Below are 21,686 nucleotides of genomic sequence, written 5' to 3' on the forward strand. Positions count from 1 at the left end.
ACCCCTCCTTTTCTCTTTATAAACAAGCACCTAAAATAAGTGCACCAACAATATGTAATGATCCAGCTAACATCGCATGCGCAACACTGCCTTCTTTCGTACCTTCTTCTAAATCCAAACCAGACATTTTCTTTAACACAAACTCAATAAACATTTCTACCACTAGTAAAATAACGAAAGAAACTGCTGAAGCAAGTAGTGCTTGCCATAAGTCATTCGCTTTCGTTATTGATTGAGATAAAATGTACCCTTGTGCGAATAATTTCATGACGAAACGAGTTGTTACAGCTGTATTCCCATTTTTTATTTCTTTTAAATCATTGTATTTTGTAAAAATTGAATCAACCCACATAATTGCAAATAAAAGTACTGCACTCGCTCCAGTCCATACGAGCATGGCTACTACATTCATCCATGTCATTGCAAAACCTCCTCTAAATATAAAGTGAAACTTTAATCGGTGGGGCGTTTTCCATCCCCTACTGATTATTAGCTCCCACCAGCCTCTCTGCTTTCACGAAATGTTGGGGCGGGAGTCTTACTACCGGCAAATAGCGGGGTAATAGAAAACCGACATGAATTTGTTTAGACATGTCGGTTCATTTGTCTCTATTCTATATTATTTCTCATACTGCTTCATAATACGAGCTAATTCATCGTCAACAGCAGAATTTTTGTTTAAGCTTGCGAATTCATCATCTAATGACTTTTCTTTTTTGTAAACTTCACCGCTTGCTTCTGCTTCAGCTTCTAATTGAAGAGCTTTCTCTTCCATACGGCTTAAACCAGCTTTTGCTGAATTTGAATCAAACCCAGACATCGCCTGATTAATATTCTTTTGTGCTTTCGCTGCATTTACACGTGCTACAAGTGTTTCACGTTTATTTTTCAGCTCTGTTAATTGCTTACGCATTTCTTCTAACTTCGCACGAAGATTATCAGCAGCTGCTTTATTTTGCTCATAGCTTGCTTTATACTCATTCATTTTTTGCTCTGCATTTTGTTTTTCTTCTAGTGCACGGCGCGCAAGATCTAAGTTACTAGCTTGAACAGCCATATGAGCTTGATCTTCACGCTTTTTCACAAGTGCTTCTTGTTCTTCAAATAATAATTTAAACTTTTTCTCAAGCGCGATTTGAGCTGCTACACTTTTCTCAGCTTCTTGTACATCCGCTTGCATATCGCGTAAATATTGATCCGTCATCTTAACTGGATCTTCCGCTTTTTCAATTAATGAATACACATTTGACATTGTTAAATCTCGTAATCGTTTAAATACAGACATCCAAATTCCTCCTATGATATACCTCATATTTCAAATTCACTACTTGGAAAACTTAAAAATCTCCCTTTACAGTAAAGAATATTCATTTTTACAGCCTATGTGTTTATTATAACAAAACTAATATGTCCTTACATGTTATTTCCAAAATATAACCAATATAATATGACATTCCAGATATAACATTGTATTCCTAATATATTATATTACCAATATATTATAATTAAAACCACCAAAAATTGACTTATTTTTATTTACTTTCACTAAATTACATTATTGTAATGTTACTGTAAGCTAACTCGATAGTTACATTCCGATATTTCTTATACACTAATACCAGAAGCAACAAACAAGCTTCTCAAACTGTAAGAACTAATACAAAAACTGTATTTACTATAAAACATATGACAAGGAGAAATCATCATGAAAAAATTAGTAGGAATCGGATTAGCAGCAGCAATTTCATTCGGAGCATTATCAGGTTGTTCTTTATTAGGAGAAAAGGCAAACGGCTTTGTATTGTACGGATCAGAAGAGCAAGTTCAAAAAATTACAGATCAAAATAAGAAAGAAGTAAAAGAAAAAGACTTCTATAAAATGAAAATGACAACATTAGAGGGTAAAAAAGTACTTGTAATGGATAAGAAAACTGGTGATGAACTTGTTAAGAAAGAATTACTTAAAAAAGTCAGCAAAAATGATGATACAAAGGCAATCGATAAATTACCAGCTGTAACAACAGAACAAGGTGTATTATTCGCAAAAAACAAAGTTGAAAATGCTACAATTGATGGCGCGAAATTAAAATATGAAGGCAATACAATTATCGGTGATGGCCGTTCTTATGCAGACATGTTTGCTATCGTTGATGATGCAACATATGTAAATGTAAAAGGTGAAGAAAAATCTGTAGGTATTTTGAAATTTGATAAAGACCCAAGCAAAGAGCTACCTGGAGCAAATGGAGTAGAAGCTTCTCAACTTGTAAAAATTAAAAAGTAAAACAAAAAAAGCCTTGCGAAATTCGCAAAGCTTTTTTCTATTTATTATGAGCAATTTGCTCCATATCCGGACTACAGGTTTGCGACTGACATGACTTATTTAAAGAACATGCTGCGCATTTTCCTTTTTTACTTCTTTTTACGAAATTAACTAACGTATATGCTGCATAACCAAAAATGATAGCTCCAATTATAATATTGACCATCATCATACATCTCCTTTTAGAATCCGAGTAAAGATCCAACTTGGTATATAATAAGCGTTAATACATAAGCAACTACGAGCGGATAAACGACTGAGAAAATCGTCCATTTCGCTGATCCTGTTTCACGTTTAATAACAGCTACTGTCGCTAAGCACGGAACGTATAATAAAATAAAGAACATAAATGCATACGCTGATAATGCTGTATAATGTGCTCCCATTACGTTTCCAAGCACATCTTCTTTAACCGCATAAATAATCGCCATTGTAGAAACGACAACTTCTTTCGCTAAAAATCCTGTTAAAAGGGATGCTGCAGCTTGCCACGTTCCAAAGCCTAGCGGTGCAAATAGCGGTGCGATAAATCCACCAATCATCGCTAAGTAACTGTCTCCCATATCAACACCAAATCCTGATGGACCTGCATAATTTAATAGCCAAATGACAACCGAACCACCAAAGATGAATGTACCAGCTTTACGAACAAACCCTTTCCCTTTTTCCCATGTGCTAAGCCATAACGTTTTCGCTTGTGGCACGCGGTAAGGCGGTAGTTCAATGACGAAAATAGATTTTTCCGCTTTTAAAATAGTAAGAGACATTATTTTTGTAACTAATAACGCAAGGACAATCCCTGCAACGTATAAAGAGAACACAACAGTTGCCTGACTATGAGGGAAGAACACTCCCGCAAATAATGCATATACAGGTAAACGTGCTGAACAAGACATAAATGGTGTTACTAAAATTGTAAGTAAACGCTCTTTCTCCTGTTCAATCGTTCTCGCTGCCATAATACCTGGAACGTTACAGCCAAAACCGATAATCATCGGAATAAAGGCTTTTCCATTTAAACCGAAGAACTCCATAATTCTATCCATAACAACTGCAATTCGCGCCATATACCCTGAGTCTTCTAATAATGAAATGAAAAAGAATAGTGCAAAGATTTGTGGAACGAATACTAACACAGCACCAACACCGGCAATAATACCTTCTGTAACAAGCGCTTGAATAAAATCAGAAGCTCCAATACTTGTAAGTCCAGCCGTCACCCAATCCGTAAGCTGGCCACCAAAAAACTCATCTAACATATCCGATAAAGGTGTACCAATCCAAGTAAACGTAACCTGAAAAATAAAAAACATAACTGCTAAAAAGATTGGAAGTCCTAAAATTTTATGTGTAATTAATCTATCAATTTTTTCTGAAAAAGGAATTTTTCCTTCTTTCTCATGCTTCATAACATTTGTTTTTAACTTTTCAATATACGCTTCACGAGTTTTGTAAATGTGCTCTTCTAACGTACAATCAAGTTTTCCTTCTAAGCGAGATCGAATGGCTATGAGTTCCTTATAAATTGGTAATGCTTTTATTTCTTTTTCTACTACTTCGTTATTGCTTAAAAATTGAAGTGCTAACCATCTCGGATGCTCGTAATTCACTGTCTCTAAAAGAGCAATTACTTCTCCAATTCCTTCATCCATTTGTACACCATATGAAATAAGGAATGGCTTTTTCTCTTTTTTGTCATTTTCTTTAAGAGTCGTAAGCAGTTCTTCACAGCCTTTTCCACTTCTTGCAACGACAGGCACAACTGTTACACCTAATAGTTCTGATAATCGTTTTACATCAATTACAATTCCTCTTTGCTTCGCCACATCAACCATGTTTAAACCAATTGAGACTGGCTTACCAAATTCAAGTAACTGCAACGTTAAATGCATATTTCTTTCAAACTGCGAGGAATCTACGATATTTAACATATGATTAAATTCTTCTGTTAATAGAAAGTTTGTTACAACACCTTCATCACGTGAAACTGGATTTAAATCATAAACACCTGGTAAATCAATTAATGTTCCTTGTCTATCTTTTAATTTACCAACCTTCTTTTCTACTGTTACACCGCTCCAGTTTCCTACATATTCATAAGAACCAGTAAGTGCATTAAATAATGATGTCTTCCCTGTATTCGGATTCCCTAGCAAAGCTACCTTATTCACGCTAATTCCACCTTTATCATTTTCGCGTCACAATGACGAATACTAATTAACTGTCCACGACACTCCAATGTACAAGGACCTTTAAACATCGCTTTCTGTTTCAGGCGAAGTTCGCTTCCTTCAGCAAGACCGAAAGCAGCTAGTCTACGCTTTAATAGCTGATCTAAAGACTGAATACTTTTTACTAACACTTTCTCTCCAATTTTAATATCTACTAAGCTCATAACCTTCCCCCTCAGAAGAGAATGATAATTATTTTCAAAAAAATTATACCACACCCAATTTCTCTTGTACTATACCCTTTTGCTTCATATTTATTAACATTTCGCTACAATTGTATTTCAATTATTGTCATACTGTATTCGTTTGCCATTCTCATCCATTTCGCTTACAATAAACAATAGCAAATAAAGAATCTCGTTATCACTGGGGGAGCCATGCCGCTGAGAGGGAACACTTCGTTCCGACCCTTCGAACCTGTTAGTTAATGCTAACGCAGGGATTGTGCAAACGTCCGAAATACATACCTCATTTTTATTTACGTATTTCGTATCCTCCTATGATATCTATTCTTTTTTGTACAACTTGGATTTAGGGGGAGACAACATGCGTAACACTAATTTACAAGCGATGATCGAATCTGCTATTCTTGCAGCCTTCGCCATGGTCATCGACATTTTACCATTATCAATTAAACTTCCAACAGGCGGTTCTATCTCATTCGCTATGATTCCTATTTTTATTATTGCTTACCGCTGGGGCTTTAAATCAGCTTTCTTAGGTGGTTTAGTTTGGGGACTGTTACAAATTGTCGTAGGTGATGCCTACATTTTAACACCAGTTCAAGCATTCATTGAGTACTTCATTGCCTTTGCTTTTATCGGATTTGCCGGGTTATTCTATCGTCCAATTCAAAATGCACTTTTAGCATCTAATGCGAATGGCAACGAACAATCAAACTTAAGTAGCCATAAAGATAAACCTTCATCAAAACAAAACCAAGGAAAGAAAGTAATTGGATTCATTATCGTTGCTACATTTATCGGTAGTCTAGCTCGTTACTTCTGTCACTTTATTGCCGGTATTATTTTCTGGGGACAATATGCACCGAAAGGTCAATCAGCTGTGCTATATTCATTAATCGTAAATGGCAGCACAATGCTTGGTTCTTTTATTCTATGTACAGTTTTACTTATATTTTTATTTATCACTTCACCACGCTTATTCAAAAGCATCAATGCTTATCAAATAAATGCAAACAAAAAGGGCGCTTAACTAGCGCCCTTTTTTATATCAAAATTCTCAATGAGTAATATCGATAATAAATACAATAAATGCACAAAGAAAAATAAATACCATCACACCTAGTAAATTGCTATTCATGGCTAATCTACTCCTTACATAACCTCTTTTTCTAACAAGATTATATCTCTTAAAAATAAAGATTAGGTAAAGATAATATGAAAATAACTTAAAAAAAAGCGTAGCATGTATGATCTACGCTTTTTTCAGTAAGTAGAAGTAAAATAACACACCATCTTCTGTATTCTTTACCCCATATTCAGCATCGTGCAGTTCTAAAATATTCTTTGAAATAGCAAGCCCAAGCCCTGTTCCACCTTGTGAACGATGACGTGCTGCATCCACGCGATAAAAACGATCCCAAATTTTATCTAATTGCTCTTCTTCAATATGAGTACCTTTATTTTCAATACACACTTTTATACGATTTTTCTCATCTATTGTAGAAATAATAATATCCTCTTTATTCGGTGTATAACGTATGGCATTCGTAATGAAGTTCACGATGACTTGTTCAATCCGGCCTTGATTTGCGACTACTTCAAATGGACCTATATTTTTATGAACACGAAGTTCTTTTTTCTCTATTTCTACAGAAAGGTGTTCACATATATCTTCAATTACTGTATCGATATAAAATGAATCCATTTTCATTTTATATGTACCTGACTCAAATTTAGCTAACTCAAGCATATCTAAAATTAACGTATCCATTTTATCTACTTCTCGTTCCATCGCTTGAAAATAGTACTCTTTTTTATGTTCAGCTACCCCATCCTTTAAAATAGAAATACAGCTTTTCATAATACTTAACGGTGTTTTTAATTCATGTGAAACACCAGAAATGAATTCCTTCCGCGTCTTTTCTAGCTTTCTTTCCTTTTCAATATCTTGTTCTAGCTGTCCAATATGCGAATGGAGTTTATTCGATAGCGTATTAATATTTTTCGATAAATCACCAATTTCATCTTTTGAAGTAATTGGTATTTTTTCTGTGAAATCTAAATGCGCTATTTTTTTCGTTGTATCATTTATTTTTAGTAGCGGTTTTGCAATTTGTTTCGAGTAATAAAACGAAGCTAGAAAAACCAAAACGACTACAAATGCAATAATGTAAATGTAATAATCTTGTACCATTTGTACAGCCTCATCTACTGGTTGTAAAGAAGCCATCGCATATATATATGCTACTGATCCATCTTTTTCTTTTATTGGCTTAATTAATAATTTATATTTTATATCATTTTTTTCATAGTCCATTGTTTGTGTTGCATATTGTATGTGCTTGCTCTCTTTTAATAATAAATCCGTTTGAAATTCTTTTATGTTATCCAAGAATATACTATTTTTATAAATTGGATTCACAGGACCTTTTACATCTGGGAACTGTACTTTTGTAACACGTCCTTCTATGTAAAAGCCTAATTCCTGAGTAGCTTCTTCCTGAACAGCTGGTTTCTTTTCCTTAACAAGTTGCTCCCCAGCTGCTCTCCTTTTCTCCTCATCTAATTTAATTTTCTCCTGAAACGCTTTTTCTAATGGCTTATTAGATCCATTTAAATTTTGCTTACTTAACATGAAAGAGAATGGAATAAAACTATCTTCTTGTTTCATCCCAGAAACAGACATTGTTTGTCCTAAAAACTGATCTGATGATTTATTATCAATCTCCTCTATATTGACGAGATTGTATAAGGGAATCTTGAATATTTGTTGTCCAAACTCCTTTTGTTTCCTACGGTCTATCGTTACCTCAAAATAAAAATCATCCACATGTTTTAAATTCCCATTCTGATCTAATGTCGTAATCCACGTATTATTTTCTCTAAAAAAGTCTTGCTCCAGTTTCTGAATTCCTTCTGCATTTCCTGCGTAATTTAAATAATTCTTTTCAAAGGAATTTAAATTCACTTTAATATCTTCTACTTTTCGATTCGCATAATATTGTTTGAAAAATATCGTTTGTCCAATAAATATCGTCGCTAAAATTAACATACATAATGCTGTTGTGAGAGTAAATAATTTTAGTACAATCCCTTTTCTCATACATTCCCCTCAAATTTATATCCAGTTCGTACTACAGTTGTAATGTACTTTGCTTTCTCTCCTAATTTATTTCGCAAATTACGAATATGGCTATTAACTGTTCGATCATCGCCAGCAAATTCGTATCCCCAAATTCTTGAAATTAATTGTTCCCTTGTTAGTACAATTCCTTGGTTTTTCATGAAATACACCAATATTTCAAACTCCGTATGCGTTAAACTAACATCTACCTCATCAACAGTAACAGTACGTGATGGAAAATGAACGTGGATACCATGAATTGATAACGTATCATCTTCATTCTCTAAAGGTTTCTTCGATGCTTTTCTACTTTCTAATAATCGTTTCGCTCTTGCTAATAAAATTGGTGGACTGTACGGCTTCGTCACATAGTCATCTGCCCCAAGTTCAAAACCAAGTAACGTATCATCTTCATCTACGCGCGCCGTCAACATAATAATAGGCACCTCGGACGTCTTCCGAATTCTTCGGCAAACAGACCATCCATCGAGTTCCGGCAACATAATATCTAAAATAACTAAATCAACCTCTTCTTCTTCAAATACAACTAAAGCTTCTTTCCCGTCCCTTGCTTCAAACACTACATATTGTTCACTTAAAAAATAATCTTTTAATATTTCACGTAAAATCTCTTCATCTTCAACAATTAAAATGTTTTTTGACATAACCTATGTATCCCCCTCTCGCCTTCAGAAACTATAATTTTATTTTGAATAACTAGCAGTTAACTTCGCCTCGATAATATATCTATCCGGTGCATCTCCTATATAATCAAATGGGTAACAAGTTGTCAGTGTTAATAGTGGTTCTTCTTTTTTTATAATAACAGTACGATCATCCGCATGGGTAATCCACGTCTTTTGAATTTCATATGTGTAAGTTTTATTATCATACTCTAAAGTAAGAGTATCCTTTTCTTTCAACTCTCCTAAATCTGTAAATACAGTATCCCGGTGCCCACTTAATACAGTATGTCCCCCTCCAGATGGCGTTGTCGTTAAATCGCTAACAAACATACCAACTCCTTTTTTGAGCGTTGCATCATTCGCTCCCCAATATATAGAAAACTTCTTCTTTATTTTCGGTATATTTAACATTGCTACTTTTTCTCCTTCTTTATGTTCTATTTGAGAAGAAGGCACTTGAGAAGTTACAGGTGTTTCATGAGCAAGTTGAGTATCTTGTATATTTTTAAGATTCTTTATTTCTTCTGCCGTTAATTCTTGCGCAGAGCTTTTTCCTTTATACCATTCCACAGCGTAATATGATCCCATGAATAGCCCTATGGCCATCAATATGATACCGATATAATTGAGTAACTTCATGTTTCATCCCTCCATGCAAAAAATGGTAGGAATAACCTACCATTTTTAATATGTGAAATTATCCCATTCTTTATAGGACAATATTTTATTTACGCCTTAACTTTATTACGACGATTCAAACCAAATAATGTACCTACCGCTACAAGACATGCGCTTAATCCCATCATTGCTACATTATTAGATGCTGTATTTGGTAATTTTTCACCTTTTACAACTGGCTTCGCTACTTCTTTTTTTGCCGCATCTTTTTTTTGTTGCACTTGTGCTTCTTCTTTTTTCCTTACTTCATTCTTTTGTTGCTCTTTTATCGCAGCTTCTTTTTTAGCCATATCACTTTTCTCTTGGACTTGTGCCGCTTGCTTTTTCTCTTCTTCATTTTTTTGCTGCGCCTTAATTGCTTCTTCTTTTTTAGCTTTATCTTGTTGCACTTGCGCTTCTTCTTCCTTTGTTACTGTTCCAGTATCCGCACTTGCTACTGAAGAATATCCTACTGTTAAAAGTGCCATTGCACAGATCGGTAATAGTTTCTTTTTCATTTTATCTCTCTCCTCTTATACGTTTTACATCACTTCGCATCGGATGTATCACTAGAATAAACAAGAGAGATAAATATAAGATGCAGATGAAATATATTTCATTTAAAGATTTCATTGTAGAAAAATAAAAAACATCGCAATATATACGATGTTTTTTGAGTGCGTGTCTCAATATTTACATGTTACTTTCGCGTGTTTCAGAAGTAGAGCGGGCCGGAGCGATAACTAATTGTCTCGGCTCAGTTTTCTTGAAGTGATTTTTGACGTTACACTTACGACGTTGAACAACCCACGCTTTAATAGGATTTGTTAAAATAATCTTTTGCTCTTCGTTAGGGGCCTCTTCTTCCAATCTACAACTTTCGCTCCATTTACGCCATTTCATTGTAATTTGCGAAGAAGAATGATCGTCTTTACGATCAAACAAGTGCAAAAAATCCATTTCTCCAGCTAGCATTACGGTGTTACTAGTCGCTAAAAAAGAAAAGGTTGTCCAACGTTTCTCCATGCCCTCCTACTCCTTCTTCACATATAGAGTGCCTAAAACTTAATTTACCTAAAATGTGCTTGCCTTTTACCTTACACCCCTAGTTTATCCAAAATACTATTATGCAACTATCGATTTGTCTTACAACTACCTTACAGTTTTGTAAGAAACGAAAAAACCTTCACTATATATACGTGAGGGTTTCTTAATTCTTATCTATATGATTTTTCATATTATCAAGTCCAGCTTCTTTGAGCTGTGATATCATACCGTGGGAAATTGCGCCTAATACTAAAGTCATTCCAATTAGTGAAATGCGAATTGCAGGTACATCAATTATGTAAGCCAACATACCAAGAACAATTGTTAACAGCAATGCTTTTATAAATGTTACACTTGTATACTGTTTCTTTTTCATCATAATCACCCTTTGTGGAAGCGTTATCTTAATGTAATCAGTATATCATATCATCTGATTATTTTGTGGGGATTTTTGTAAAAACCTTATGTCTTCTTTGACTTTTTTCTTTCTATCCTTTACAGTCGAAATGTTCACAAGTTTTACACTGTAGGAGGATTCAAATGAAAATTGAAATAAAAGACACTTTAATTTCTGAAGAACAATTACAAGCAAAAGTAAAAGAACTAGCACTTCAAATCGAGCGTGACTTTGAAGGAGAAGAAATCGTAGTAATCGCAGTATTAAAAGGTTCATTCGTATTCGCTGCTGATTTAATTCGTCACATTAAAAACGAAGTAACAATCGACTTTATCTCTGCATCTAGCTACGGAAATCAAACAGAAACAACTGGAAAAGTAAAACTATTAAAAGATATCGATGTAAACATTACTGGAAAAAACGTAATTGTCGTAGAAGACATTATCGATTCTGGTTTAACACTTCACTTCTTAAAAGATCACTTCTTCATGCACAAACCAAAAGCATTGAAATTCTGTACGTTACTTGATAAACCTGAACGCCGTAAAGTGGACTTAAAAGCTGAATATGTTGGCTTCCAAATTCCAGACGAATTTATCGTTGGCTACGGTATCGACTGCGCAGAAAAATATCGTAACTTACCATTTATCGCTTCAGTTGTAACGGAGTAATATAATAAAATAAAGTGAAACTTTAATCAGTGGTTTTTTTCTCCCACTGATTATTAGCCTTCACCAATCGGGCTTTTACGGGCAGTTAATCTCCCACCTGACTTCCTCGTATTCGGCGAAATTTGAGGTGGGAGTCTTACTGCCCGTTAATCGGGGTAAACTTCCATCAATTACTGATGGAAGTTTATTTTCTATCACAATTCGTAAAAGACAAAGGGAGAGAATAAAAATGACAAAGAAAAAATTTGAAAAAGTACTCCTCATCGTAAATCCAAAAGCTGGACAAGGCGACTTACATACAAATTTAGCGAAAATCGTACCACCTCTTGCGGCGAATTTTCCTGACTTACGTATCCTTCATACGAAAAAACAAGGTGATGCAACAAAATATTGTCAGGAGTTTGCTAGTAAAGTAGATTTAATTATCGTCTTTGGCGGTGACGGAACTGTATTTGAATGCACAAACGGCTTAGCTCCTCTTGAAACTAGACCTACACTTGCAATTATTCCAGGCGGAACTTGCAACGACTTCTCTCGCACACTTGGTGTTCCGCAAAACATTCCAGAAGCGGCAAAACTTATCACAAAGGAACACGTAAAACCAGTTGACGTTGCAAAAGCAAATGGACAACATTTCTTAAACTTCTGGGGCATTGGTCTCGTATCTGAAGTATCAAACAATATCGATGCAGAAGAAAAAGCAAAACTTGGAAAAATCGGCTACTACTTAAGCACAATTCGAACTGTAAAAAATGCTGAAACATTCCCAGTTAAAATCACTTACGACGGACAAGTATATGAAGATGAAGCTGTTCTTGTTATGGTTGGAAACGGTGAATATCTTGGTGGTATTCCCTCCTTTATTCCGAACGTAAAATGTGATGACGGTACACTTGATATTTTCGTAGTTAAGTCAACAGGCATTCAAGCGTTTAAAGATTATATCGGAAAGAAACTATTTGAAGACTCAAATGAAAATGATATTTTCCATGTAAAGGCGAAATCCATTCATATTGAAACAGAAGAAGAAAAAGAAGTAGATACAGATGGCGAAAGTTCACTTCATACACCGTGTCATATTGAATTGTTGCAAGGGCACTTTACGATGATTTATAATCCTGCGGTTGTATAAGAAAAAACGAGTGCTATCACTCGTTTTTTCTCTTCTAATCTAGTTATGTTGTTGAATCATTTCTTGTATTTCTTTAACTCTCTCCAAAGTAATTCCATTTCTTTGTTCGATCGCTAAAGTAAGTACATTAAATGTGCATGAAGTTTAGCATATTTTAGGACATAAATAACGATAAAAAAGCAAGAGAACATAGTCTTCACTACGTTCTCTTGCTTTTTCATTTACTAACAATCCGAAAATAAGCACGAACCGTCAACAAATAATAACCAATATAAATAAAGCTATACACGCCAATGCTAATTAACAACGGAACTGCAATTTCATACGGAATAACTGTCGCTAATCCTTTCAGCGCAAATAAAGTGTGTAATATACCAAGTACTAAAGGAGTGAAGAAGATAAATCTCATTTGTTTTGCGATTGCCTTTTTCATTTCTTTTTTCGTAACACCGAGTTTTCGAAGAACGATGTACCGTTCACGGTCTGCATGTGCTTCTGTTAATTGTTTGAAGTAAATGATAGACCCTGTTGCAAGTAAAAATACTAGACCTAAGAAAGTTCCACTAAACATCATTAAACCTGACGTTTCAATACCGCTGCGGAATATCGTATAGAAATCGCTGAATTGCTCTCTTCCTTCTGCATCTTCTTCCGGTATTACTTTCTTTAATTTCTCTGTTAACACTTTACTATTTCTTTCATCTTTCACATCAATATTTTTCACAGTATGAGCTCCAATTGTCTTCTTCGCTTGCTCATACACTTCATCCGGAACGACAAATAGAAGTTCATATAAATTTGTAATGTTTTGTGCTTGGACATCTTTCACTTGTACCGGTGCTGCTTCTCCAATTGGGAATATAGCTTTTCTCCCTTTATATACACCACTATCTCTATTTCCTTCACTATACATAGCATCAAATGCATACGCTTCGGTCTTCTTTAAAGACACAGTTTCTTCATTCAAATATTTTGCTATTCTATTAAATGCTGACTGTGCGATTATTTCAGTTGTTCTTGCATGTAAACTATCTTTATTTGAAATATCATCACCGTATTCACCTATCACTTTTACTGTCTCTAACTCATATTGATGAATGACTTCATTCTTTTCTTCTTTTAAAATCTCATTCACTTTACGATCCACATGATTATCTTTCATTTCATATGAATAACTAACTGGCTTATATTTTTTCGCCTGCATATATGTGTTGTAATACATTGTTACAGAAGTTCCAACCGCCGTTAAAGTTACTGCACTTAATACTGCAATCGTCGCTAACGATTTCGCATTTCCTTTAATGCGGTATAGTAACTGCGATGTCGTCACAATTTGCATTCCGTTATAGAATGAAGATTTTTTGTTTCGCACTCTTTTTAATACAAAAATAGTAAAGAACATAAATAATAAATACGTTCCAAGTACTGTTGCTAATAAAATGTAAAGAGCAAGTGGCATAAAGTTATCACTGTTTGCATTTTTAATAGCCGTTACTGATAAGAAATACCCTGATCCAATTAATAATATAGAAATGATAGCCATTATTTTAGAACCTTTTGGCATGACTTCGCCTTCGTTATCTGCACGGAATAGCTCAATTAACTTAAATTGATAAATAACGCGGTACCCTTTAAACGATGTGTATAAAATAATGAAACAAAAAATAACTGCTGTATCTATAACCGCTCCAATCGGTACTTCAAAGTGAACTTTTACACCTAACTCCATCATATTTACAAGTAAATTCAGGAACCCTTTTGAAATTAAACTACCTATTATAATTCCGATTACTAACGATAATAACCCCATTAACATGTTTTCATAAAAAAGCATGTTACCTATTTCTTTCTTTCGAATACCAAGTAAAGAATAAAGACCTATTTCTTTCTTACGTTTTCGTGTAAAGAAACCATTCGAATATATAATAAATATCGTAACAAAAATAATGAGCATTACACTCGCAAGCTGGAATCCTCGTCCGATGTTATCTCCAGCTTCACTTATTTGTGAATTGTATTGCAGCGCCTTAAATGTAAAATAAATGACGATGCTAAAAATCATAGACGCAAAGTATATAAAATAATCTTTAAAATTTCGTTTTATATTACGAAGCGCAATGCTAGATAAGCTCATTTATAGCACCTCCAGAAATTGAAGACATCACATCAATAATTTGTTGGAGGAATTGTTTGCGTGTCATATCCCCGCGGTGTAATTCTTTGTATAACTTGCCATCTTTAATAAATACAACACGTTTACAATAACTTGCCGCAAATGCATCATGCGTTACCATTAAAATTGTTACACGATCTTTTTCGTTTAATGTTTTCATGCTTTCTAATAAATCTGTCGCTGACTTTGAATCAAGTGCACCCGTTGGCTCATCCCCAAAAATCATACTTGGATTTGTTACAATCGCTCTTGATGCTGCACAGCGCTGTTTTTGTCCACCTGATGCTTCATACGGATATTGATTTAAAATATGATCTATTCCAAACTTCTTCGCAATCGTCTCGACTCGTAATTCTACTTCTTTCGCCTTCACTTTTGATAAAGCGAGTGGCAGTGCAATATTTTCTCGTACTGTTAACGTATCTAACAAGTTATAATCTTGAAAAATGAATCCTAAATGATTACGACGAAATAGCGCCAATTCATCATCATTCATCTTCACAATATCTTTTCCATCAATTAAAATCTCACCTTTTGAAGCTGTATCAATGGTAGAAAGGACATTTAAAAGTGTCGTCTTACCAGAACCAGACGGTCCCATAATACCGACAAACTCTCCTTCTTTTACCTGTAAATGAATATCTTTCAACGCTTCAAACGTATTCCCGCCTGTATCATATATTTTCGAAATCCCTTTCGCCTCTAACATTGTTTTCATCTATCTGTACCTCCTGTTATGATTCTTGATGTCCTCTTTAAGCAACAGAATTCAGTATAGATATATTTTCTTAACAAATAGTGCTATGGTTTCTTAAGGTTTTCTTAAAAAGAAAAATCCAAAGCCGTAACAACCAACTTTGGATTTACTATTATTAAAATATCAAATTACACTTCGAACAAAAAGGAGCAGAATTCCCTTTTCTAATTTTCGCATTACATTTTGGACAATATACATATTGCTCTTCTATCTTTTGCCGCTCTAGCATATTTAAGGATACTATTCTCATACTACACATAATCCCAATTAATATAAGGCTAACAATGAGTAGCATATCTCTCACTCCCCTCTATATTTTACCATAAAATAACAAACCCGATTCTCTCATCTAGAATCGGGTTTATACTTACAGTCCTAACTCTGCCTTCGCACCATCAGGAATTTTATCTACATCTATTTGCACTTTATCGTGTAAAAACTTCCCTCTTGTAATTACATGCCAATACGATCCTATCGGTAATTCATCTACCCCATTAATCGTAACTTCTTTTACCTCTCCTTTTTCATCATAAGCTTTTACTGTATACTCACGACCTTTATTTCCATCTAACTCTTTTCCATCATTATCGATCACTGCATAACGATATTCTAAATCAAGAAATGGGTTCATTCGATCAATTGTAGCACTCCCATTTAATAAATATGCCTCCCCTGCTACAATCACAAGTAATGATCCTAAAATAAATCTTTTCATCTATATTCCGCCTTTCATTATGTTTTTCAATAAGACCTTTCTAAGTATAGAGAACCTTTCTTAATAAAAACTCGTACAGTTTCTTAACTTTTTCTTAATGTAACAGGGCTGTGCATCAGCACTTCGATAAATAAAGCCATATTCATAATAAAAGGAGGCTGCCGCCTCCTTTATTTACTCATCACTGTATTCCTTTTTTGTCTGTATAAATAAAACACACTCACAATCACTGCGATGATTCCTCCAAAATACACGCCATACTCTATCGCAATCGCCACAATACTTTCAATATGTTGTCCAAATATAGAACCAAGCACAAAGTAAACGAGCGTCCAAACAAAGCCTGTCGTATAGGAATATAAAACATACGTCTTAAATGACATGTTATTCATTCCAACTAAATACGGCACGATATGTCTTACAACCGGTATGAAATAACTCGTAATTAGTGCGTAATGTCCGTATGCCTCGACCATTTCTTGTGATTTTATAAAATACTTCGCCTTCTTCTTTTTCATTAATTTATGGAGTACTTTTGTCCCAAATATTTTCCCTAATATATATCCTAAAGAAAGCCCGGACACAACGCCTAAATATGTTAATAAAAACGCAGGAATAACACTTAATATACCTAATGAAGATACAAATCCTCCGCTCATCACAATCATTTCATCTGGAATTGGCATACCGATAATTCCTAACCATAAACAGAAAAATAATGCCCAATACCCGTACTGTTCAATGTATGATAATAATTCATGTAATTCCATTATGCATACGCTCTCCTTAGCTCTTTTTTACAGCTAAAGACGTAAGCTGGCGGGAAATTGAGCCACACTTTTTCTAATGTAATTTCAGGGAAGAAATGCTGTATAAAGCCTTTTTTCACAAGTGAATATTGAAATGTTATGAATTCCCCATTCTCATGTATCGCTTCCATTGCATTGTTTAAAATACGTTTTGAAACTTCTTCTGGTAAAGAAGTAAAAGGCAATCCTGATAAGACGTAATCAATGCATTCTATATTGAACTCTTCCATATACTTCTTTATATTTTCAGCTGAACCATGTACAACAATGACGTTCTTTTCATCTTTAAATTTTCTCTTTAGCTCTTTGCAAAACACTTCATTAATTTCAATAAGAAGAAATATTGTTTCCTTCTTCTTTCTCTTCATAATTTCTTTCGTAAAGACTCCTGTACCAGGACCTAACTCTACAATGCATTTCGCTTTATTAAAATCAATTACATCTACCATTTTCTTTGCTAATATTTTTGAACTTGGTGCAATTGCACCAGTATGTTTCGGATGTTTAATAAATTCATGTAAGAATGTTATGAGTTGCATGTAAACCTCTCCCCATTCGATCAATAGTTTTTAACTTGTGTCTAAGTATAACTAGCGTTTCTTAATAAAAATTGAGGAGATTTCTTAAGATTTTATGAAGAATAAAAAACAGCCACCGCCTATAGCGATAGCTGTCCCCTTATTACTTCGCACTCACAATCTTATAATAAGAGCGAACTGTTAAGAAATAATATCCGATATAAATAACGCTGTATACTCCGATACTAATTAGAAGCGGAATCATAATTTCAAATGGTAGTATGTTCCCTAAACCTTTTAATGCAAACAAACTGTGTAGAATTCCGATTACTAACGGAATTGCAAAGATAAAGCTCACTTGTTTTGCAATAGCTTTTTTCATTTCTTGTTTCGTTACACCGATTTTATGAAGGACAACGTAACGCTCACGATCTGCACTTGCTTCTGTTAGCTGCTTGAAGTAAATAATAGAACCTGTTGCTAGTAAGAATACAAGTCCCAAGAACATTCCGATGAACATCATTAGTCCAGTTGCTTCAAGTCCCATATGGAAACCAGTATAGAAGTCTCTAAATGGTGGTGGCATTTCTGATTCACCAGCTGGCATCACTTTTTTAAATTTTTCTGTTAATAATTTACTGTTTCTTTCATCTTTTACATCAATATTTTTCACAACACGTGTTCCAAATGCTTGCTTCGCTTGTTCATACATTTCATCTGGAACGACAACAACTAATTCACCTAAATTCGTAATTGCATTATTATTTGCACCTTGGATCTTCAATGTCTTCGTTTCATTTCCAATTTGGAATACCGCTTTATTTCCTTTATATTCAGGGCTAAACTCATACCCTTCAATATAAGAACTATCATATATAAAGGCTTCACCAGCAGCTACATTCACTGTTTCCGCATCGATTTTTTGCGCAAGTTTGTTGAATTCAGATTGAGATATAAATTGATATTTCTCTGAGATACTGTAGTTCATATTAAAGATAAAATCGACTTTAGCTCCTTCAAACTTTCCTTTTACAGGAACCATCTCAACTTCAAATTGATTTTTTACAGGATGATTTTCTTTCTCTTCAGCAAAAATCGCATTTACTTTCTTATCTAGTTCTGCATCTTTCTTCTCATAAGAGTAGCTGTATGGTGCAACTGCTTTTGATTGTGTAAATGTGTTGTAATACATCGTAACTGACGTACCAACTGCTGTTAATGTTACCGCACTTAAAATAGAAATTGTCGCAAGTGACTTTGCATTCCCTTTAATACGATATAGTAGCTGTGACGTCGTTACCATATTCATACCGTTATAAAACGATGATTTATTATTTCTTGCACGTTTCAATACGAATACAGTAAAGAACATAAATAGTAAGTACGTACCTAATACTGTCGCAAGTAAAATATAAAGTGCAATTGCCATAAAGTCTGCATACTTAACTGCCTTCATGAACATTAATGCTAAGAAATAACCTGAACCGATTAAGAAAACTGAAATTAATGCCATAATGACTGATCCTTTTGGCATTGCTTCTCCTTCACGTTCCGCACGGAAAAGTTCAATTAATTTAAAGCGATAAATTAAACGATATCCTTGGAGCGATGTATATAAAATAATCACAAGGAAAATAATTGCTGTATCAATAATGGCCGCCATCGGTACTTCAAAATGAACGTTTAAGTTTAATCCCATCATACTTACTAATAACTCAAGGAATAATTTTGAAAGGACACTACCAATCGCAATCCCAATTACTAATGACATTAATCCCATTAACATATTTTCATAAAAGAGCATTTTACCAATTTGTCTTTTACGAATACCTAATAACGAATATAAGCCAACTTCTTTTTTACGTTTACGTGTAAAGAATCCGTTCGAATATATAATGAACACTGCTACGAAAATGATAAGCATCACACTTGAAACTTGAAACGCACCGCTAATTTTTTTAGAGGCTTCCGCTGCTTTTTCCATTTGTGAATTATATTGCAGTGCTTTAAATGTAAAGTAAATGACGATACTAAAAATCATAGATGCAAAATATACAAAGTAGTCTTTAAAGTTCCGCTGTATGTTGCGGAGGGCAATGCTAGATAAGGTCATCAGCCATACCTCCAGAAATAGAAGACATTACGTCAACGATTTTTTGGAAGAACTGTTTACGCGTCGATTCACCGCGATGCAATTCTTTATATAGTTCACCATCTTTAATGAAAATAACTCGTTTACAATAACTCGCTGCAAATGCATCATGCGTTACCATTAAAATGGTAGAGTTATCATATTCATTTAACGACTTCATACTTTCAAGTAAATCTGTCGCTGATTTAGAATCAAGCGCTCCAGTTGGCTCGTCTCCGAAAATCATACTGGGATTCGTAACGATTGCACGCGATGCGGCGCAGCGCTGCTTTTGTCCACCAGATACTTGATATGGAAACTGACTTAAAATATGATCAATACCGAACTTTTTCGCAATTTCAAGAACACGTCGATCAATTTCATTTGCCTTTACTTTCGATAAAGCAAGAGGTAACGCAATATTCTCTTTCACTGTTAACGTATCTAATAAGTTATAATCTTGGAAAATGAAACCTAAATGATCGCGGCGGAATAACGCTAGCTTATCATCATTCATCTTCACAATATCTTTTCCATCAATTAAAATTTCACCGTTCGTCGCATTATCAATTGTAGAAAGAACATTTAGTAAAGTCGTCTTACCAGAACCAGAAGGTCCCATAATTCCAACGAACTCACCTTCTTTTACTTGTAAGTTAATACCTTTTAACGCTGCAAATTTATTACCACCCGTGTCGTACACTTTTTCAATATTTTTTGCTTCTAACACTGTTTTCATCTCGACATCCCTCATTTCTTCTATTCTCTATTTTCAACTATATACACTCTCTACTCTTGCCACTATCGATGTTTCTTACACAAACATGACAGTTATGTAAGACGCATAAGTAAAGATATAAAAATTTAACCTACTGAACAAAAGTACTTTGTTACTATAACATTGGGATATCATACCATCCATTCATTCTCCTTACAGGAACATTACAATTTTGTAAGGTAAAAAATGCACCTACAAAGTTGTGCACGAAATGTCGGATGGGGTTATTTCGTTCCTGCTATTCTATGTACAGAGGAGGTCATAGTATGGATTCACTTAAAAATATGAATGCAGCAATGCACTATATTGAAGATAACCTTACGAATGAAATTGATTTTAAAGAAGTTGCGAGCCTAGCTCTCTGTTCTGAGTATCACTTTAAAAGAATGTTTTCGTTTTTAGCAGGTATATCACTATCTGATTATATTCGCTGTAGACGTCTTACTCTTGCTGCTTTTGAACTAAAAGATAGCAATGCAAAAGTCATTGATGTCGCTATAAAGTATGGGTACAACTCACCGGATTCTTTTGCACGTGCCTTTCAAAACTTGCACGGCATAACACCTTCAGAGGCCCGAAATAGTAGCCATTCTTTGAAAGCTTATTCACCAATGACCTTCCAGTTATCGATCCGAGGAGGAAATGAAATGAACTATCGAATTGAAGAAAAAGAACCATTTCAAATCATTGGTATTACAAAACGAGTACCGATTGTATTTAACGGTGTAAATGCAGAAATCGCTTCTATGTGGAAAAGTTTAAATCCAGAGTCTATTCAAACATTAAAGTCCCTTTCAAATGTGGAACCAAATGGAATCATTAGTGCTTCTACAAATTTTTCTGAAGGAAGAATGGAGGAAAAAGGCGAACTCGATCATTATATTGGGGTAGCCACAACGAAAGATTGTCCAGAGCAATTCGCGCAACTTGAAGTCGCAACTTCAACATGGGCTATATTTGAAGCTGTCGGTCCATTTCCTGATGCATTACAAAATGTGTGGGGACGTATTTATTCTGAATGGTTCCCTTCTTCAAACTATGAACTAGCAGGAGGTCCGGAAATATTGTGGAATGAAAGTAAAGAGATATCCTCGCCGAATTTCAGAAGCGAGATATGGATACCTGTTTTAAAAAAGTAATATAAGAGTCTAAACCTTTTCAAAATAAAAAAGCTGCTCTTCCTTTTTAAAGGAAAAGCAGCTTCTTTATTTTATCCCGCTATTTGCGGGCAGTAAAACTCCCACCTCAAAATTCAGGTGAAGCAAAGAAGTTAGGTGGGAGATAAACTGCCCGTAAACGCCCAATTGGTGAGGGCTAATAATCAGTGGGGATGAACACCCCCCACTGATTAA

At 34.6% G+C, this 21,686-nt stretch carries 24 protein-coding genes, 1 pseudogene and 1 riboswitch; of the genes and pseudogenes, 5 read left to right on the plus strand and 20 right to left on the minus strand.

Annotation, left to right across the window (positions count from 1 at the left end):
• Positions 1-16 precede the first annotated feature (16 nt).
• Together MHB70_RS22565 and MHB70_RS22570 are read right to left on the minus strand one after the other, a co-directional pair.
• A complete protein-coding gene (locus MHB70_RS22565; protein WP_000220091.1) occupies positions 17-421 on the minus strand; it encodes a DUF350 domain-containing protein in 405 nt (134 codons plus the stop codon).
• A gap of 198 nt (positions 422-619) precedes the next feature.
• Positions 620-1,285 carry a PspA/IM30 family protein gene (locus MHB70_RS22570; protein WP_000110292.1) on the minus strand — a complete coding sequence of 222 codons (666 nt, stop codon included), beginning with the start codon at positions 1,283-1,285 and terminating at the stop codon, positions 620-622.
• Between the two features lie 420 nt (positions 1,286-1,705).
• On the opposite strand from MHB70_RS22570, the gene MHB70_RS22575 reads away from it, so the two are divergent.
• Positions 1,706-2,284, plus strand: a complete 579-nt coding sequence (locus MHB70_RS22575) for a lipoprotein BA_5634 family protein (protein ID WP_061529461.1) — start codon at positions 1,706-1,708, stop codon at positions 2,282-2,284.
• Positions 2,285-2,321: 37 nt separating this feature from the next.
• Here the strand turns inward: MHB70_RS22575 and MHB70_RS22580 are convergent, their stop codons facing one another.
• From MHB70_RS22580 to MHB70_RS22590, 3 genes are read right to left on the minus strand one after another with little or no spacing between them, the layout of a single operon-like run.
• The gene (locus tag MHB70_RS22580) at positions 2,322-2,492 is read right to left on the minus strand and encodes a FeoB-associated Cys-rich membrane protein (protein ID WP_000989598.1); all 171 of its coding nucleotides are present in this window, start codon (positions 2,490-2,492) and stop codon (positions 2,322-2,324) included.
• 13 nt (positions 2,493-2,505) lie between these two features.
• Entirely contained in the window at positions 2,506-4,494 is a 1,989-nt protein-coding gene (gene feoB / locus MHB70_RS22585; protein WP_001044841.1) for a ferrous iron transport protein B, read from the minus strand.
• Positions 4,491-4,718, minus strand: coding sequence for a FeoA family protein (locus tag MHB70_RS22590; RefSeq protein ID WP_000060512.1), 228 nt, complete (start codon positions 4,716-4,718; stop codon positions 4,491-4,493). The genes feoB and MHB70_RS22590 overlap by 4 nt, the downstream gene beginning before the upstream one ends.
• Before the next feature lie 194 nt (positions 4,719-4,912).
• A riboswitch (TPP riboswitch) is annotated at positions 4,913-5,014 on the plus strand.
• Between the two features lie 86 nt (positions 5,015-5,100).
• On the opposite strand from MHB70_RS22590, the gene thiT reads away from it, so the two are divergent.
• Positions 5,101-5,769 (plus strand): energy-coupled thiamine transporter ThiT, encoded by a 669-nt coding sequence (thiT, locus tag MHB70_RS22595; protein ID WP_001246601.1) that lies wholly within the window; start codon positions 5,101-5,103, stop codon positions 5,767-5,769.
• Between the two features lie 222 nt (positions 5,770-5,991).
• Here thiT and MHB70_RS22600 read toward each other — a convergent pair whose 3' ends face one another.
• From MHB70_RS22600 to MHB70_RS22625, 6 genes are all read right to left on the minus strand, one after another.
• Positions 5,992-7,842, minus strand: coding sequence for a sensor histidine kinase (locus tag MHB70_RS22600; protein WP_061529462.1), 1,851 nt, complete (start codon positions 7,840-7,842; stop codon positions 5,992-5,994).
• Positions 7,839-8,528 carry a response regulator transcription factor gene (locus tag MHB70_RS22605; protein ID WP_000041867.1) on the minus strand — a complete coding sequence of 230 codons (690 nt, stop codon included), beginning with the start codon at positions 8,526-8,528 and terminating at the stop codon, positions 7,839-7,841. The genes MHB70_RS22600 and MHB70_RS22605 overlap by 4 nt, the downstream gene beginning before the upstream one ends.
• A 39-nt stretch (positions 8,529-8,567) precedes the next feature.
• Entirely contained in the window at positions 8,568-9,188 is a 621-nt protein-coding gene (locus tag MHB70_RS22610; RefSeq protein WP_000771583.1) for a class D sortase, read from the minus strand.
• Between the two features lie 89 nt (positions 9,189-9,277).
• Positions 9,278-9,724, minus strand: a complete 447-nt coding sequence (locus tag MHB70_RS22615) for an LPXTG cell wall anchor domain-containing protein (RefSeq protein WP_000728020.1) — start codon at positions 9,722-9,724, stop codon at positions 9,278-9,280.
• Between the two features lie 175 nt (positions 9,725-9,899).
• Positions 9,900-10,232: a hypothetical protein gene (locus MHB70_RS22620; protein ID WP_000415609.1), complete on the minus strand. Its 333-nt coding sequence runs from the start codon at positions 10,230-10,232 to the stop codon at positions 9,900-9,902.
• Between the two features lie 184 nt (positions 10,233-10,416).
• Positions 10,417-10,632 carry a hypothetical protein gene (locus MHB70_RS22625; RefSeq protein WP_002039823.1) on the minus strand — a complete coding sequence of 72 codons (216 nt, stop codon included), beginning with the start codon at positions 10,630-10,632 and terminating at the stop codon, positions 10,417-10,419.
• 161 nt (positions 10,633-10,793) lie between these two features.
• Between MHB70_RS22625 and hpt the strand changes: the two genes are divergently transcribed.
• The gene (gene hpt, locus MHB70_RS22630) at positions 10,794-11,321 is read left to right on the plus strand and encodes a hypoxanthine phosphoribosyltransferase (RefSeq protein WP_000687583.1); all 528 of its coding nucleotides are present in this window, start codon (positions 10,794-10,796) and stop codon (positions 11,319-11,321) included.
• Between the two features lie 229 nt (positions 11,322-11,550).
• A complete protein-coding gene (locus MHB70_RS22635) occupies positions 11,551-12,453 on the plus strand; it encodes a diacylglycerol/lipid kinase family protein (RefSeq protein WP_061529463.1) in 903 nt (300 codons plus the stop codon).
• 39 nt (positions 12,454-12,492) lie between these two features.
• Here MHB70_RS22635 and MHB70_RS22640 read toward each other — a convergent pair.
• The 9 genes and pseudogenes from MHB70_RS22640 to MHB70_RS22680 form a co-directional block, all read right to left on the minus strand.
• Positions 12,493-12,570: pseudogene (locus MHB70_RS22640) on the minus strand (DUF2199 domain-containing protein); the annotation flags it as partial.
• Positions 12,571-12,670: 100 nt separating this feature from the next.
• Entirely contained in the window at positions 12,671-14,587 is a 1,917-nt protein-coding gene (locus tag MHB70_RS22645; RefSeq protein ID WP_061529464.1) for an ABC transporter permease, read from the minus strand.
• A complete protein-coding gene (locus tag MHB70_RS22650; RefSeq protein WP_000855628.1) occupies positions 14,574-15,344 on the minus strand; it encodes an ABC transporter ATP-binding protein in 771 nt (256 codons plus the stop codon). The genes MHB70_RS22645 and MHB70_RS22650 overlap by 14 nt, the downstream gene beginning before the upstream one ends.
• Before the next feature lie 154 nt (positions 15,345-15,498).
• Positions 15,499-15,678: a hypothetical protein gene (locus tag MHB70_RS22655; protein ID WP_000924677.1), complete on the minus strand. Its 180-nt coding sequence runs from the start codon at positions 15,676-15,678 to the stop codon at positions 15,499-15,501.
• Positions 15,679-15,750: 72 nt separating this feature from the next.
• A complete protein-coding gene (locus MHB70_RS22660) occupies positions 15,751-16,098 on the minus strand; it encodes a YxeA family protein (protein ID WP_061529465.1) in 348 nt (115 codons plus the stop codon).
• 170 nt (positions 16,099-16,268) lie between these two features.
• A complete protein-coding gene (locus MHB70_RS22665; RefSeq protein WP_000418929.1) occupies positions 16,269-16,868 on the minus strand; it encodes a DedA family protein in 600 nt (199 codons plus the stop codon).
• Complete coding sequence (locus MHB70_RS22670) at positions 16,868-17,446, minus strand: class I SAM-dependent methyltransferase (protein WP_001176051.1); 579 nt, start codon at positions 17,444-17,446, stop codon at positions 16,868-16,870. The genes MHB70_RS22665 and MHB70_RS22670 overlap by 1 nt, the downstream gene beginning before the upstream one ends.
• Before the next feature lie 142 nt (positions 17,447-17,588).
• The gene (locus MHB70_RS22675) at positions 17,589-19,538 is read right to left on the minus strand and encodes an ABC transporter permease (protein ID WP_061529466.1); all 1,950 of its coding nucleotides are present in this window, start codon (positions 19,536-19,538) and stop codon (positions 17,589-17,591) included.
• Positions 19,525-20,295, minus strand: a complete 771-nt coding sequence (locus tag MHB70_RS22680; RefSeq protein WP_000859652.1) for an ABC transporter ATP-binding protein — start codon at positions 20,293-20,295, stop codon at positions 19,525-19,527. The genes MHB70_RS22675 and MHB70_RS22680 overlap by 14 nt, the downstream gene beginning before the upstream one ends.
• A 305-nt stretch (positions 20,296-20,600) precedes the next feature.
• Here MHB70_RS22680 and MHB70_RS22685 point away from each other — a divergent pair, with 305 nt between their 5' ends.
• The gene (locus MHB70_RS22685) at positions 20,601-21,473 is read left to right on the plus strand and encodes an AraC family transcriptional regulator (protein WP_061529467.1); all 873 of its coding nucleotides are present in this window, start codon (positions 20,601-20,603) and stop codon (positions 21,471-21,473) included.
• Positions 21,474-21,686: the final 213 nt, after the last annotated feature.

This window comes from Bacillus sp. FSL M7-1020, from assembly GCF_038050415.1.
GTDB lineage: Bacteria > Bacillota > Bacilli > Bacillales > Bacillaceae_G > Bacillus_A > Bacillus_A toyonensis.